Source organism: Streptomyces sp. WAC00040 (genome assembly GCF_056835925.1).
This window is the reverse complement of record NZ_JAKQZE010000005.1, coordinates 301,841-314,884: the sequence shown is the minus strand read 5'-3', so window position 1 is coordinate 314,884 and position 13,044 is coordinate 301,841. Positions and strand designations below refer to the sequence as shown.

Here is a 13,044-nt window from a genome sequence, read left to right as displayed (position 1 = left end):
GTCGCCGCGGTCAGGCGCGCTCAACTGGCAGCACTTGGCTCCGCATACCGCGGTGCCGGAGGCCTGCGCCCGTGCCAGTGCACGCGACAGCGTCCTGACCATGACTCGCAACGTCTCCGGGCTGGCCGAAGCGACATCATGCTCCACGAAGGCGGTCGGCGGTATGCCTTCGGACCTGGTCATCGTGGTGCTCCCTCTGCATTCCCCGAAAGCCCCCGGTGTCCCTTCCGTTCTAGTGGTCGTCGCAACACCCCAGCTCAGGGGGTGCGATGGACTTCGAGATCCGGAAGAACCGAGGACCGGAGGGCGGTAGTCGCCTGCTGCGTGAGCTGGAGATATCTCCAGCTCACGCAGCAGGGCTACAGCAATCGAGACGCCTGCCGGATCGTTGGCATCAACCCGCGGACCGGCAAGCGGTGGCGCAACGGCTGGCACTCTCCGCCGACGGGGAAGCCGAAGCGACCTATCACTGTGGAAGCTCCGCCGACAGAGCCGTCGCGGTACCTGCGCGAGGCCGACCGCGTCCACATCGCCGACCGTCTGCGGGAAGAGGCGTCCATCCGGCAGATAGCCGCCGAGCTGGGCCGCAGCCCTTCCACCATCAGCCGCGAGATACGGCGCAACGGAGCGTTGTGGCGGGGCAGGGACTGGACCTACCGGCCTCATGCCGCCCAACTGCGTGCCGAGCAACGCCGCCCGCGCCCGAAGCTGGGGAAGATCGGGCAGAACTCTGAGCTGCGGGACTTCATCCAGGACCGTCTCGAACGCCGCTGGAGCCCCGAACAGATCTGTCAGGCTCTACGGGCCCGCTTCCCCGACCGGCCGGAGATGCGCGTGGCCCACGAGACGATCTACCAGGTCCTCTACGTCCAGGGCCGCGGAGAACTCCGCCGCGAACTGACCAAGGCCCTACGGACCGGCCGCACGATGCGCCGGCCCCACCGCCAGTCCTACAAGCGCCAGCCCCGCATGGCGAAGGACATGGTGATGATCAGCGAGCGGCCCGCCGAGGTCGCCGACCGCGCGATCCCCGGCCACTGGGGAAGGCGACCTCATCATCGGCAAGGCCCACAAGTCCGCGATCGGCACGCTCGTCGAACGCACCAGCCGCTTCGTCGCCCTGGTCCATCTGCCCGCCAGCCGCCAGCCCGCCCAGGTCCGTGATGCCCTCGTCCAGACCGTCTCCGCCCTGCCTGCCCAGCTCAGACGCTCCCTCACCTGGGACCAGGGCTCCGAGATGGCGCTGCACAAGCAGTTCAGCACTGCCACCGACATGCCGGTCTTCTTCTGCGACCCCGGCAGCCCATGGCAGCGGGGCTCGAACGAGAACACCAACGGCCTGCTGCGGCAGTACTTCCCGAAGGGCACCGACCTGGCCTGCTACAACCGCGACGAGCTGGACGCCCTGGCCGCCGAGCTGAACAGCCGACCACGCAAAACGCTCGGCGGGGAAACCCCAGCCGAGCGTCTCGCTAAGCTCCTGGCCACAGCCAGTTGATCACTGTGTTGCTGCGACCCCTGGAATTCGCCTCCGGCCGGGGGCTTTCGGGGATGCTAGCGGCACATCCAGGCAGGCGGTTGGGCCCACAAGCCCAATTCTCGTACGGCCGGGTCGGTCACTCCGCAGGCTCTCGAGAAGGCGCCGGCTCCTCGACGTAGGCGGTCTGAACAAGCGATATCCCACGTCGTGTGACGAGCTGTGCCCGGCCTGGTGGCAGCTGCCGCGGTCGGGCATCCCCGAGGAACACGCCCTCCTCCTTGGCACAGGAGAGCAGCACTCCTGGACTTCCGAGGTCCCACAGTCGCCTGACGACCGGGTCCATCATCGCCCTTGCCGCTCCGGAACTGGACCGGGCAATGATCAGATGCAGGCCGATCTCGGCGCCTTGCGGGAGCAGGTCGAGCAGCGGCGCGAGCGGTCCCTGCATCCCGCCGCCCACCAATTCGTAGTCGTCGATCAAGATGAACAGCCGCGGACCTGTCCACCAATCGCGCAGCTTCAGACGCTCGGGGGTGATTTCCGGGCCCGGCAGCCGATTACGCATCGTCTCTGCCGTGCTCGCCATCAGCTCGGCGAGCGCGGAGCCCGAGACGGCGTAGCCGAGCCGGGTTGCTTCCGGAATCCATTCGAACAGGTCACGCCGATAGTCGGCGATCATGATGCGTGCCTCGGCGGGGTCGTGGCGCCGTACGACTGCGTGCGCGATCAGCCGAAGCAAGTTCGTCTTGCCGGTCTCCGAGTCGCCGAACACCAGGAGATGGGGATGCTGCTCAAAATCGTGGCTCACGGGCTGCAGATACCGCTCGTCCCAGCCAAGCGGTACCAGCAGGTCGCCGCCGGCCTCGGGCAGATCCTGCACCGATGCCTGAGCGGGGAGCATCCGTACGGATGGCGCGGGCTGTCCCTTCCAGGCCTTGGAAACCTCATCCACCAGGGAGCGGGTCGCCTCAGCCAGATGATCACCTGTGGCGCGGCCGTCGATACGGGGCACGGCCGACAGGAAGTGATGCCCGTCGGCGGTGAGGCCTCGGCCCGGCACCGCAGGGACCAGTGCGGCGATCTTGCTGCCGACCTCTGATTCAATGGCGTCACCGAGGTGTAGCTCGAATCGCGTGCCCAACAGGTCACGCATCCAGGGCCGGATCTCGGACCAGCGTGACGCCGTGATTACGACATGGATGCCGTAGGTCAGCCCCCGATTGGCGAGCTCGGTGACGGCGGGCTCCAGCGTCTCGAACTCCTGCCGCAACGTGAACCAGCCGTCGATGACGATGAACACATCACCGAACGGATCGTCCTCGAATTGCCCCTCCCGGCGCATCCGCCGGTATGCAGCCATGGACTCGATACCTCGTTCGCTGAAAATTCGCTCCCGCTGAATCAGCAGCTCGCTCGCCTCCGCCATGATCCGACCCGCGCGGTCGGGGTTCAACCGCGAGGCCACACCACCGACATGTGGGAGCCCGGCTATGGCCGCGAGCCCCCCGCCGCCGAAGTCCAAGCAGTAAAACTGCACTTCCAGAGGGGTGTGCGCCAGCGCGAGTGCCGCGATCAGCGTGCGCAAGAGTGTGCTTTTTCCGGACTGCGGTCCTCCCACAATGCCGACGTGGCCAGCGCCATGAGCGAGATCCGCGACAAGCAGTTCGCGTACGCCGTCGAACGGCCGGTCCACGAAGCCCACCGGCACGCTCAGTTCTCCGCGTGCCGCCCAGTCGGCGGGGGTGAGCCCCAGCTCCGGGTCGGGTGACAGCGGGGGGACCACCTGATCGAGGCTCGGCGGCGCGGCGAGCGGCGGTAGCCACACCTGCCGGGCAGGCGGCCCTGGCCGACGCAGTCGCTCCAGCAGTACGTCGAAAAGAGTCTCCCCGTTCTGGTCCTCATTCGGGCCCGGACCTTGCTCGTCCGGAGCGTTCAGCGGTGCCAGCGGGGCGAGGTAGCCGGAGGAGAACCCTACGACCTGCCGCTCCACTACTGCCTGCGGCCGCCTGCGCTCGCTGCCCTGGTAGGAGGCAGAGACGTAGGCCGCTTTGAAGCGGATCAGATTCATGTCCGATTTGATGTAGCCGTTACCCGGCGCGGAGGGCAGCTCGTGGGCGTCCGCCACCCCCAGCACACTGCGGCTCTCCGATGCGGAGAACGTCCGTAGGGCGATCCGGTACGACAGATGTGACTCCAACTGGTGCACGCGGCCCTCGTCGAGCCGTTGCGACGCCAGCAGTAGGTGCACGCCCAAGCTGCGGCCGAGCCTGCCGATCATGACAAAAAGGTCCATGAACTCGCGCTTGGTGCTCAGCAGTTCGCTGAACTCGTCCACCACCACCAGCAGAGTCGGCAAAGCATCCAGCACCGCCCCCTGCGACCTGGCCTTCTCATGGTCGTACAGGGAGCTGTACCCCGCCTTGCGCAGGTACTCCTGGCGCCGCATCAGTTCACCATGCAGCGCGTCCTGCATTCGGTCGACCAGCGGCAGTTCATCGGCGAGGTTGGTGATCACTGCTGAGGTGTGCGGCAGTTGCTCGAGCCCTGCGAACGTCGCCCCTCCCTTGAAGTCCACCAGGACGAAGTTCAGCTCTCCGGACGAGTGAGTCGCAGCCAGAGCCAGCACCAAGGTGCGCAGCAGCTCGCTCTTGCCGGATCCCGTGGCACCTATGAGCATGCCGTGCGGGCCCATTCCACCCTGCGCCGACTCCTTGATGTCCAGTTCGACAGGCGTTCCGTCCTCTGCGACTCCGATCGGTACGGACAGCCGCTCACGCGGCGAACGCGAGCCCCAGAACGACTCGGCGTCGAGCGACCGCGCATCCGTGATGCCCAGCAGGGTGGTGAGCTCCAGATCAGAGGTGAGCGGGTCCGAGGATTCGCTGGAGGTGCCCATGCGGAATGGGGCGACGATACGGGCAAGTGTGCTGCACCGCTGTACGCTCAGCGTGTCGGGACGTCCGGCCGGAGTGGTTGTCTCCTTGCCGGTACGGTCGGTCGCCACCGTCTCGATGGCGTCCGTCGTGACGCGCAGCCGCAACGTCACGCGGTCACCTCGCCAGCGCAGCGTGTCCGACACGTCCAGTACGGTCACATTCCGGAAGCCGGACTCATCGAGCCGCGCGCCCTGCGGCACCGCTGCCCCGTCGAGAACGATCACCACATATGGTTCGTTCTTCTGCGGCGAGGCGGTCGGATCGAACTTTGGCCGCTCGGTGAATTCCCCGCCCAGCAGGCGTTCCAGCTCCCCGTAGCTGTCGGCGATGAGCCGTGCCTGCCCAGCCGCGTCGTGTTCGACGGAGTGCAGTGCGTGCGGCAGCCACTTCACCCACTCCCAGTCGGACCTATGCTCGTCGTCGGTCAGGACCGCGATCCGCAGATTGTCAGGTGAGTGGAACGCCGCGAGTTGGGCGAGAACTGCCCGCACCATCCCGCGCCTCACTTCCTCATCGCCGCGCACCAGAACCCTGGCGAACGCCCGCAGGTAGATAGCCCTTGGAAGGTTGTGCACGAGGGCGTAAGCACGGATGAAGCGGCGCAGCGCCGATGCGCACAGCGGCTCCAGGTCCTCGATCGGCTTGGTCTGCGGCGCCTGGAGCCGAGTTGCCAGCTGCTGCTCGCCCGAGCCGATGCGCACCTCGCCGAAGTCGTCGTGAGTGATGCGCCGTTCCCACAGCCGGGAACTCATCGCGACTGACCACAGGCTCTGCGGGTTGGGATGCAGCCATGACAACGAGGCGTGCTGCTGCCTGGCCGCCTTTCGCGCCTGCCGGCGGGACTGCGTCAGGTAGCGCAGGTAGTCGCGGCGGGCGTCCTTGAGTCTGCGTTTGCGCTCTGAGGAGGCATTCGTCAGCTGACCGAGCAGCATGACGACCATCGACACCACCATGAGGCCCGAGGCCAGGTAGCTGATTACGCGGGCGCCCGGCTGCACGAACATCAAGACCATCGCGCCGGAAGAGGCCGCCATGGGTAGGTACATCAGCGCCATCGACATGCCGCCGCCCTGCTTCTCAGGCAGCGTCGGTGGCTCTTGAAGGGCTATCTCGGCCTCCGGCAGCTCCGGGCCCGTCCTGCGCAGTGGACGGCGGAACACCACTGTGGTCACCGCGTGTGCCTCCTTGAACCTTTCCTGTGGTGCCGGACGTACCAGGAAACAGGGGGCGCGTCGCCCCCGTGTGGACCGGTCACCTGTTCTTGGTACGTGCCAGAAGGCGCCAAAGGTTCGGAAGCGAGTCGAGCGAGCATGAGCGGGAACGCTGCGGAAGAGATGTGCAGGCTGGTGGTCGTCGCACCGTCAGGACAGGCGGAGGTGGCAATACCGGCCGGGGTCACCGTCTCTGATCTGTTGCCCACGCTGCTCAGACACGCGGGCAGCGAGCTGGCCGATGCGGGACTCGAGCATGGCGGCTGGGTGCTCCAGAGGCTTGGCGGGGCACCGCTCGATGAGGACCGCACCCCGCTGGCGCTCGGGCTCCGCGACGGCGACACCGTTACGCTGCGACCGCGGGACGATGTGCTGCCCGAGATGGACTTCGATGATCTCGTGGACGGCATCTCCAGCGGTATCCGTGGCCGGCCGGACCGCTGGCGCGACACGATGACCAGGCAGCTCCTGCTCGGTCTTATGGCCGTCGCGCTCGCGACCGGCCTTGCTGTGCTGCTGCCGGCAGGCGCCGAGAATCCGCGGGCCCTGGCCACGGGCATCGTCGCGGTAGTACTGCTGCTTGGTGGCGGCGCGGCCTCCCGTGCACTCGGTGACGCCGTTGCGGGCACGCTGCTCGGTGCTGCGGCCCTGCCGTACGCGGCCTTGTGCGGGCTTCTTGTCATCGCGGGTGAATCGTCGCTCCTCCCGCTGACTGAAGCCCATCTGCTTGCCGCGGGAGGCGCCGTCGTCACGGCGTCCGCCGTGTGCGTACCGCTGATTGCCGCGAACCAGCAGCTGTTCACGGCCGGTGCACTCGCCGGGGCCGCGCTTGTGGTCGGGGCCACGGTCGGCAGAGCGTCCGGGTTCGACGGGACTCAGACAGCGGCGGTTCTGGTGGTACTTGCTCTCGTCCTCGGTGCCGCTGTGCCCATATGGTCGTTCCGGCTCGCACGCATGCGCACAACAAGTCTCCCGACGGGGGCGGACGACCTTCAGGAGGACATCGATCCCGTGCCGGCGGCGCCGCTGCTGGACCAAGTGGTTGTTACCGACCGGTATATGACCGCGCTTTTCGCCGCGCTCGGTGGCGTTGCGGCCGGATGTCTCACTCTGATGGCGACGGCCGACAGCTGGGCAACGCTCTCTCTTGTCGTCGTGGTGTGTGCCCTGTTGCTGCTGCGTAGCCGGGTATTGATCGGCGGATGGCAGCGGCTGGCGGCGGTGGTCCCGGCCACCTGGGGACTTGGTCTGCTCGCGGCGAGTCTCGCTGGGGCGTTGCCCGTCGGCGTGCGACTCGCCGTGGAGCTGGGCGGCATTGTCGTCATCGCAGGTCTGCTGCTCGCCGGTGCGCGCAGGCTGCCCGGCCGTCGGCTCCTTCCCTACTGGGGCCGGGCCGCCGATATCGGTGAGACTCTGCTCGCGCTGAGCGTGATTCCGCTGTTGTTCCAAGTGCTCGGGCTTTACGGATATATGCGCGCACTCGGCGGCTGACGGAGGCATTGATGCAGACCAAGCAGGATCAGCTCCAAGCTCATCTGTTCGTCATCGGACGGCTTGTGTCGGCCCTGACCCGTGCGGAGCCCGACGCGCCAGAGACCCCTATGCGCCGCTTCACAGTGGGCAGCTTTTGGGGGGTGCTCGTCGCCGGACTCGCCCTGGCGGGCTTCTGGGTGTTCGGGTTGATGTTCCCCGGCGGCTCTACGGCTTGGCGCGCCCCTGGAACCGTGATCGTCGAGAAGGAGACCGGCAGCAGGTACCTGTACATCGACGGGACATTGCACCCAGTCCTCAACTATGCCTCTGCCCGCCTGGTCACCGGCGAGACCGGCAAGGTCACGTCGGTATCGGCCAAGTCGCTGGCTGGTGTGCCGCACGGCGCCCCCATCGGCATACCAGGCGCGCCGGACTCGCTGCCTGACCCGAAAAGTGCGGGGGGCCGTGTCTGGCTCGTCTGCTCCCCGATGCCGGCGGACGCAGCCGGGGCGAACGGTCCGGCGCGCACAACTTTGGAGGTGGACCCCGCCCGCAACCCCACGCTTGTGCCGAGCGACCAGGCTATGCTGGTCCGCGCCCCCGACCGCACTCTCTACCTGGCCTGGCAGAACCGTCGCCTGCGGTTGCAAGATGCGAATGTACTGGTCGCCCTCGGATACGGCAGCGTTCAGCCTTGGCCTGTGTCGGCACAGTGGCTAGACACCCTTACCGCCGGCAAGGACCTCGGCGCCCCCAAGGTGCCGGGCCGTGGCGATCCGGGGCCGCGGGTCGGTAGTACACGGTCCAGGGTCGGGCAAGTCTTCTCGGTGCATACGGTTGGTTCGACCGTGGACGCCTCGGCTGCGGCCGGCCAGGGAACGAACTACTTCTTGATGCTCAGAGACGGCCTCACGCCGCTCTCGCGCACGCACGCTGCGCTGCTGCTTGGCGACCCGGCGAGCGCGAGCGCCTACCCTGGCGGAGACGTCAGAGCCATCCCGGCGGCGGCGGCGGATGCGGCGTCCGCTCAGGTGTCGAAGACGAAGATGTATTCGGCCGGCCATCCTTCTTCCCCGCCCCTACTGGTTGAGGCCCCTATCGGTCGCACCGACGCCCCGTGCGTCCGAATCGGCCTTCACTCCGACGGTGAGTCCACGGTGCAACTCGCCCTAGACGCGCGACGGAACGGCACCAGCAGGTCCTCCGAGCCAGCGGTCGCCAAGGGCGCACAAGCTGAAGAGGTGACTGTGGCTCCTGGAAGCGGCCTTGTGGCCCGTGCCCAGCCGGCCCCCGGTGTTTCCGGTGGTACGTGGTACCTGGTGACCGATCTGGGAGTCAGGTTCCCGCTGGCTTCCGAAGACGTGGCCGCGGCCCTGGGCTATGGCGGGGCCCCTCCCATTGCTGTCCCAGCGAGGGTTCTGACGCTGTTGCCGACGGGCCCAGTACTCGCCGTTGAGGCTGCACTGTTCCGTCAGCCCGTGGCTTCAAGCGCACACCGTCCATGACTCTTTGGCCGATTGACGGAGAAGCCGATGTGTCGATCCCTTCGAATTGAGCCTGTGGGCCCTGGTTGTGGGTCTCGCTCCGGCCATAGCTTCGGCACTGAGACAAACGGGTGACTCGCGCTGCGCGGCCCCATGACCCGAGGCGGTATCTGTGTCGCAGAACAACAACGTCGTCCATTCCGCTGCAATGCGCAAGGGCGAGGCAGCTCTTGTGCAGACAGCGTCTGATCTGAGCCTCGTCAGGAACCGCGTCGACGGCCATGCCGGTGCGCTCTCCGCGAGCTGGACGGGAGACGCTGCGGCTCAATTTCAGAACGTGCTCCAGGAGTGGAACGGACAGTTCCTTCGCATCGTCCGCGCGCTGGACGGTATGGCGGAAACCCTCGGCGGCAACATCCTCCAGTACGAGGCCAACTCGGACGTCGTCCGCGACCAGGTCAAGTCGCTGTCCTCCGAGATGCTTTCGTCCGCGCTGAACCCCCAGCGGTAGGTCCGTCTCGCAGGCAAAACCGATAAGAAGGGCAGTCATGTCGACGCAATACAGCGTGAGGTTCAGCGAGGTCGCAGTGGTCATCCAGGGGCTGCGGCAGGCAACCGTGGAGATCCAGGGACACCTGGACACCATGAATGGGCAGATGCAGCAGCTGAAAGGCCAGTGGGAGGGATCGGCGCAGGAGCAGTACGGCATCAAGCGCGCCGAGTGGAATGGAGCATGCGAGGCAATGCGTGCACTGCTGACCAGGTCGGAAGCCACGCTGGAGAACATCGTAGGTGACTACATGTTCGTGGAGCGGCACAACGCCGCCATGTGGGGGAAGTAGCCCTCCCCGGGCGGTCGGCTTCTCGTCCCCTGTGTCATTGCTGACGCAGGGGACGAGGCAGTTGCGGACCAACAGAGACAGCGACCTTTTTTCGATGACGATTTGGGGGAGAGCCCATGGCGGAATCCGAGCAGTCCTTCCAGCACGAGAACAAGGACTCTGAGTCCGATAAGGAAGAGTCCGGCAAATCTGATCGCGACAAGCCTGAAACGGACCAGACCGATGGGCCGTTGCCGGGAGGCTGGTTCGCGCCGGCGGTAGGGAGCAAGAAGGGTGAGGACGCCGTCAAGGTATCCCCTGCCGACCTGCGGAAGCTCGCCGAACGCATGCGCATGGCGGTGCAGCCCCTGGAAAACGTCCAGGGCGAACTCGCGTCCGTTCCTCAGATCAGGGCCGGTCGCTTTCCGGACGGGGAAGATCTCAAGAAGCTCGTGGGCTCGGGCAGAGAGGGACGAGTCAGGGACGTACTCGAGCACACTGTGACGATCCGGAAGGAAATCCTCAAGGTTGCCGACAGGATCGATGACCTCGCCAAGGAATACAGCAGCGTGGAAGAACTCAACAAGCACATAGCCGGACGCCTTCAGAGCCTCTTCGCGCAGGCGGGGGCTGCGTTGAATCTCCAGCCCCCCGCAGGCGGCGGTGCGTAGGCCAAGCCCGAACGACAGGCAGGAAACACCGTGGGCGACCAGGACAACGAGTACACCGTCCCGAGCAACACCGACTACTCCACGTGGGACTTTCGAGCCATCTTGAATGTGTTCACGGGGCAGTCGGAGGCGTACGGGGGGACCGACCTCACTGCGGTGGACTCGACATCGCTGTTCCGGACCGCGGCCGCAATCGGCGACGCTGGGCAAGCGCTTGCCCAGACCCGCTACGCCATGGACAAGCTTGTCCATGAGGTGATGGTGGGGGAATGGTGGTCGGGAAGGGCAGCCGACGCCTTCTCCACGATGCTGCGTAGCGCCAATTCCACGTTGGGCGACCGGGCGGAGCTGCTCAACTCACACCGGTTGTCCTTGCAAAGCAGTGCGTTGGCCTTGGATGTAACGCGGGACAACATCCTGCGTATCTGGGACCACGCGTGCCGCCAGCTTGAAATCTGGTGGAACCAGCTCCACCCCGTGGAGCGGAATATCTGGACGTCGTCGCACGACGGTGCTCCGGCGGTGCAGGAAATGGGGGGCGGTGTAAAGGCGTATCGCGTCGGTTCCTTTCCTGACCTTCAGGGGCCGATGGAGAACCTGATGCGGCAGCAGCTGCAAAATCTAGCCTCGACATACCGCGTGCACCAGGCCAATATGCCGGCACCCGAGCCTGTGAAATTTGCTCCAAGTCAGTCCGCAACGGGGGGATCACTCAAACCACCCGGCGGCAACCTTGACAGTGACCTCACAAATGAGCTGAAGGATCTCTTCGGCAAGGGCGGGAACGAGGCTTTGAAGCGCCTTGGCGAGGGTGAGAGGGGCACGGGCAATCCGATGGAGTTCGGTGACTGGAAGCCGGACGGCGACAAGGACATCTCGGGCCCAAGTGGTTCACGTGGTGAGTCGAACTACAGCCTTCCGCCCCCGCCTTCATTGGGCGACCTCGGAGACCTAGGCGGTCCCGGCGGCACATCCGGTCCGGGCGGGTCCGGCGGAACCACGGACTACGATACTCCCGACTTCAGCGAGTTCGGCGGCACCGATGGGGCTGGTGGTGGCGAGTTCGGAGCGTTCGGCGGCGGTCCTGCCGGATCCGGTTCCGGGGGGGCCGGCGGCCCCTCCGTCGACTTCGGAGGGTTTGAAGGGGCTGACGAGGCTGTCGGTGCTGGCGGCGATGCTGCGGCGGCCCGCTCGGCGGCAGTGAACTTCGGAATGCCCGGCTTCGATTCCCATGGTGGCCTCGGCAGCCCAGCGTTCACAGACCCGTTCGCCTCGACGACGGCCGGTGGCTCAGGGGTCGGTGGCTCAGGTTCTCTGGGCAGGTACGACGGCGGTACCCCGGAGGGCGGGAGTCACGGCATGATCCCGCCGCTTCCGATGTTCGGCACCGGGCCGGGCGGAAACGCCACGCGGACGATGGCCGGCGCCAACCTTTCCGGTCCCTCCTTCTCCACCGCGAACCTTCCCAGGGCCGGGACCGGAACGGGCCGGGGGGTCGACGCGGGTGCCGTGCGGCTGCAGCCCCTCGGCCCGGAGTTCCGCTCCGTGGCTGGGACAAGTCCTCTCGCGTCCTCGGTGCGTCGTCCGGGGACCACCGGTGTCGACCGGCTGGCGCCCGAGTTCACCAACCTGGGGCGCTCGGGTGTCGCGGGCGTGGGACCGCACGCTTCAGCCGTTGAAGGAGGTAATAGGCCGGGTTTGCCAGGTGCCGTGCGTGGATCGGCAGGCGCCATGGGCACTCCGTCGTTCCGTGGCGCGGGGCTGGAGCCGGGTATGCCCGGCAGCCACGGCGCCGGAGGGGGATCCGGTGCGGCAATCGGTACGGGTGCAGGCTCGGGTGGCCGGCCAGGCGCGGCGGGCATGGGGCCCGGGGGCACAGGTCCGGGGGGAATGCCTTACGGAGGCATGCCCTATATGCCCCCTATGGGTGCTGGCGCCGGAACCGGTCAACGCCCCGGTGGCGGTGAACGCGAGCGCACCACCTGGCTCATGGAGGACGAGGACGTCTGGGGAGCCGATCAGGACGTGCAGGGTGGTGTCATCGGCCGCGACTCGCGCCGCTGACCGCGACAAGCAGAGGAGACAAGGACGTGGAGCGCTTTCCACACGTCGACCTGGACGAGATCCGGGCGCAGCATCAGAAGCAGATGGAGGAGTTCGCCTCCCTCCATGAGCGCATGCGTGCGGTGTCCGCCACCGCCATGTCGGCCAAGCGGATGCTGACCGTCACGGTCGGCGCGCAGGGCGAGGTGAGGCAGGTGAAGTTCAATTCGGACGAGTACCGCGACATGGCGCCGTCCGAGCTGGCATTCGCCGTACTGGACACGATCCAGCGTGCGCGCGAGGACAGTGTCCGACAGATGCAGGAGCTCCTTACTCCCATGGTGCCCGAGGGTATTCCTCTGGACGACCTCATGGGGGGTAACTTCGACGTGGCCGAGCTTGTCTCGGGCGACTTCCTTTTCGGAACCGCGAAGAGCCGGGACGCCGAGGAGGATGACGAGGGCTGAATCGGAATCACCCCTTGCCCCGCAGGCGATCCGCTCCCGCGCGTGACCAATGTCATGTGCCGGGGCGGAATTGGGCCCAAGGGCTCTATTGGCTGCCCGCGTGAAGGCCATTTAATGGCGTCTGGCGATCGTACCCTTCGTGAAAGGCGCGCCCGTGGGATCTGAGTACCTCGAGGTCGAGAGCGGCCAGATGAAGAACCACGCGCGGCATCTGGGCCAGAACGCCGAACTGGCGGAGTCTCTCTATCGGAAGCTGCAGAGCGAGCTGGCTGCGCAGGGCAGCCCCTGGGGCAATGGCGATCTGTATGCCGAGGGATTCGAGGAGTGGTATGGCCCCATGAGCGGAGACATCTTCCAGAAACTGCAGTCCATGGCCGGCCAGTTGCGAGGGGCGAGCAACGCTGTGAAGCACTCGGCGGCCAACTATGAGGCCTCCGAATCAAGGGCAATGGGGTAGT

Annotated in this window: 9 protein-coding genes and 1 pseudogene; 9 read left to right on the top strand and 1 reads right to left on the bottom strand. The window is 66.6% G+C overall.

Going from position 1 to position 13,044, the window contains the following annotated elements; genetic code table 11:
- Positions 1–324 precede the first annotated feature (324 nt).
- A pseudogene (locus MDN94_RS36390) lies at positions 325–1,498 on the top strand (IS30 family transposase).
- Between the two features lie 118 nt (positions 1,499–1,616).
- Here the strand turns inward: MDN94_RS36390 and eccCa are convergent.
- Entirely contained in the window at positions 1,617–5,588 is a 3,972-nt protein-coding gene (eccCa, locus tag MDN94_RS36385; RefSeq protein ID WP_482730067.1) for a type VII secretion protein EccCa, read from the bottom strand.
- A 96-nt stretch (positions 5,589–5,684) separates the two neighbouring features.
- On the opposite strand from eccCa, the gene eccD reads away from it, so the two are divergent.
- From eccD to MDN94_RS36345, 8 genes are all read left to right on the top strand, one after another.
- On the top strand, positions 5,685–7,118 hold the full coding sequence (eccD, locus tag MDN94_RS36380; protein WP_482730066.1) for a type VII secretion integral membrane protein EccD: 1,434 nt from the start codon (positions 5,685–5,687) through the stop codon (positions 7,116–7,118).
- Positions 7,119–7,129: 11 nt separating this feature from the next.
- Positions 7,130–8,605, top strand: a complete 1,476-nt coding sequence (gene eccB, locus MDN94_RS36375; protein WP_482730065.1) for a type VII secretion protein EccB — start codon at positions 7,130–7,132, stop codon at positions 8,603–8,605.
- A 151-nt stretch (positions 8,606–8,756) separates the two neighbouring features.
- Positions 8,757–9,095 carry a WXG100 family type VII secretion target gene (locus MDN94_RS36370; RefSeq protein ID WP_482730064.1) on the top strand — a complete coding sequence of 113 codons (339 nt, stop codon included), beginning with the start codon at positions 8,757–8,759 and terminating at the stop codon, positions 9,093–9,095.
- Positions 9,096–9,132: 37 nt separating this feature from the next.
- Positions 9,133–9,426 carry a WXG100 family type VII secretion target gene (locus MDN94_RS36365; protein WP_482730063.1) on the top strand — a complete coding sequence of 98 codons (294 nt, stop codon included), beginning with the start codon at positions 9,133–9,135 and terminating at the stop codon, positions 9,424–9,426.
- 116 nt (positions 9,427–9,542) lie between these two features.
- Positions 9,543–10,076 (top strand): hypothetical protein, encoded by a 534-nt coding sequence (locus MDN94_RS36360; protein ID WP_482730062.1) that lies wholly within the window; start codon positions 9,543–9,545, stop codon positions 10,074–10,076.
- Positions 10,077–10,106: 30 nt separating this feature from the next.
- On the top strand, positions 10,107–12,140 hold the full coding sequence (locus MDN94_RS36355; protein WP_482730061.1) for a WXG100 family type VII secretion target: 2,034 nt from the start codon (positions 10,107–10,109) through the stop codon (positions 12,138–12,140).
- 26 nt (positions 12,141–12,166) lie between these two features.
- The gene (locus tag MDN94_RS36350) at positions 12,167–12,586 is read left to right on the top strand and encodes a YbaB/EbfC family nucleoid-associated protein (protein ID WP_482730060.1); all 420 of its coding nucleotides are present in this window, start codon (positions 12,167–12,169) and stop codon (positions 12,584–12,586) included.
- Positions 12,587–12,725: 139 nt separating this feature from the next.
- The gene (locus tag MDN94_RS36345) at positions 12,726–13,043 is read left to right on the top strand and encodes a WXG100 family type VII secretion target (RefSeq protein WP_482730059.1); all 318 of its coding nucleotides are present in this window, start codon (positions 12,726–12,728) and stop codon (positions 13,041–13,043) included.
- Position 13,044: the final 1 nt, after the last annotated feature.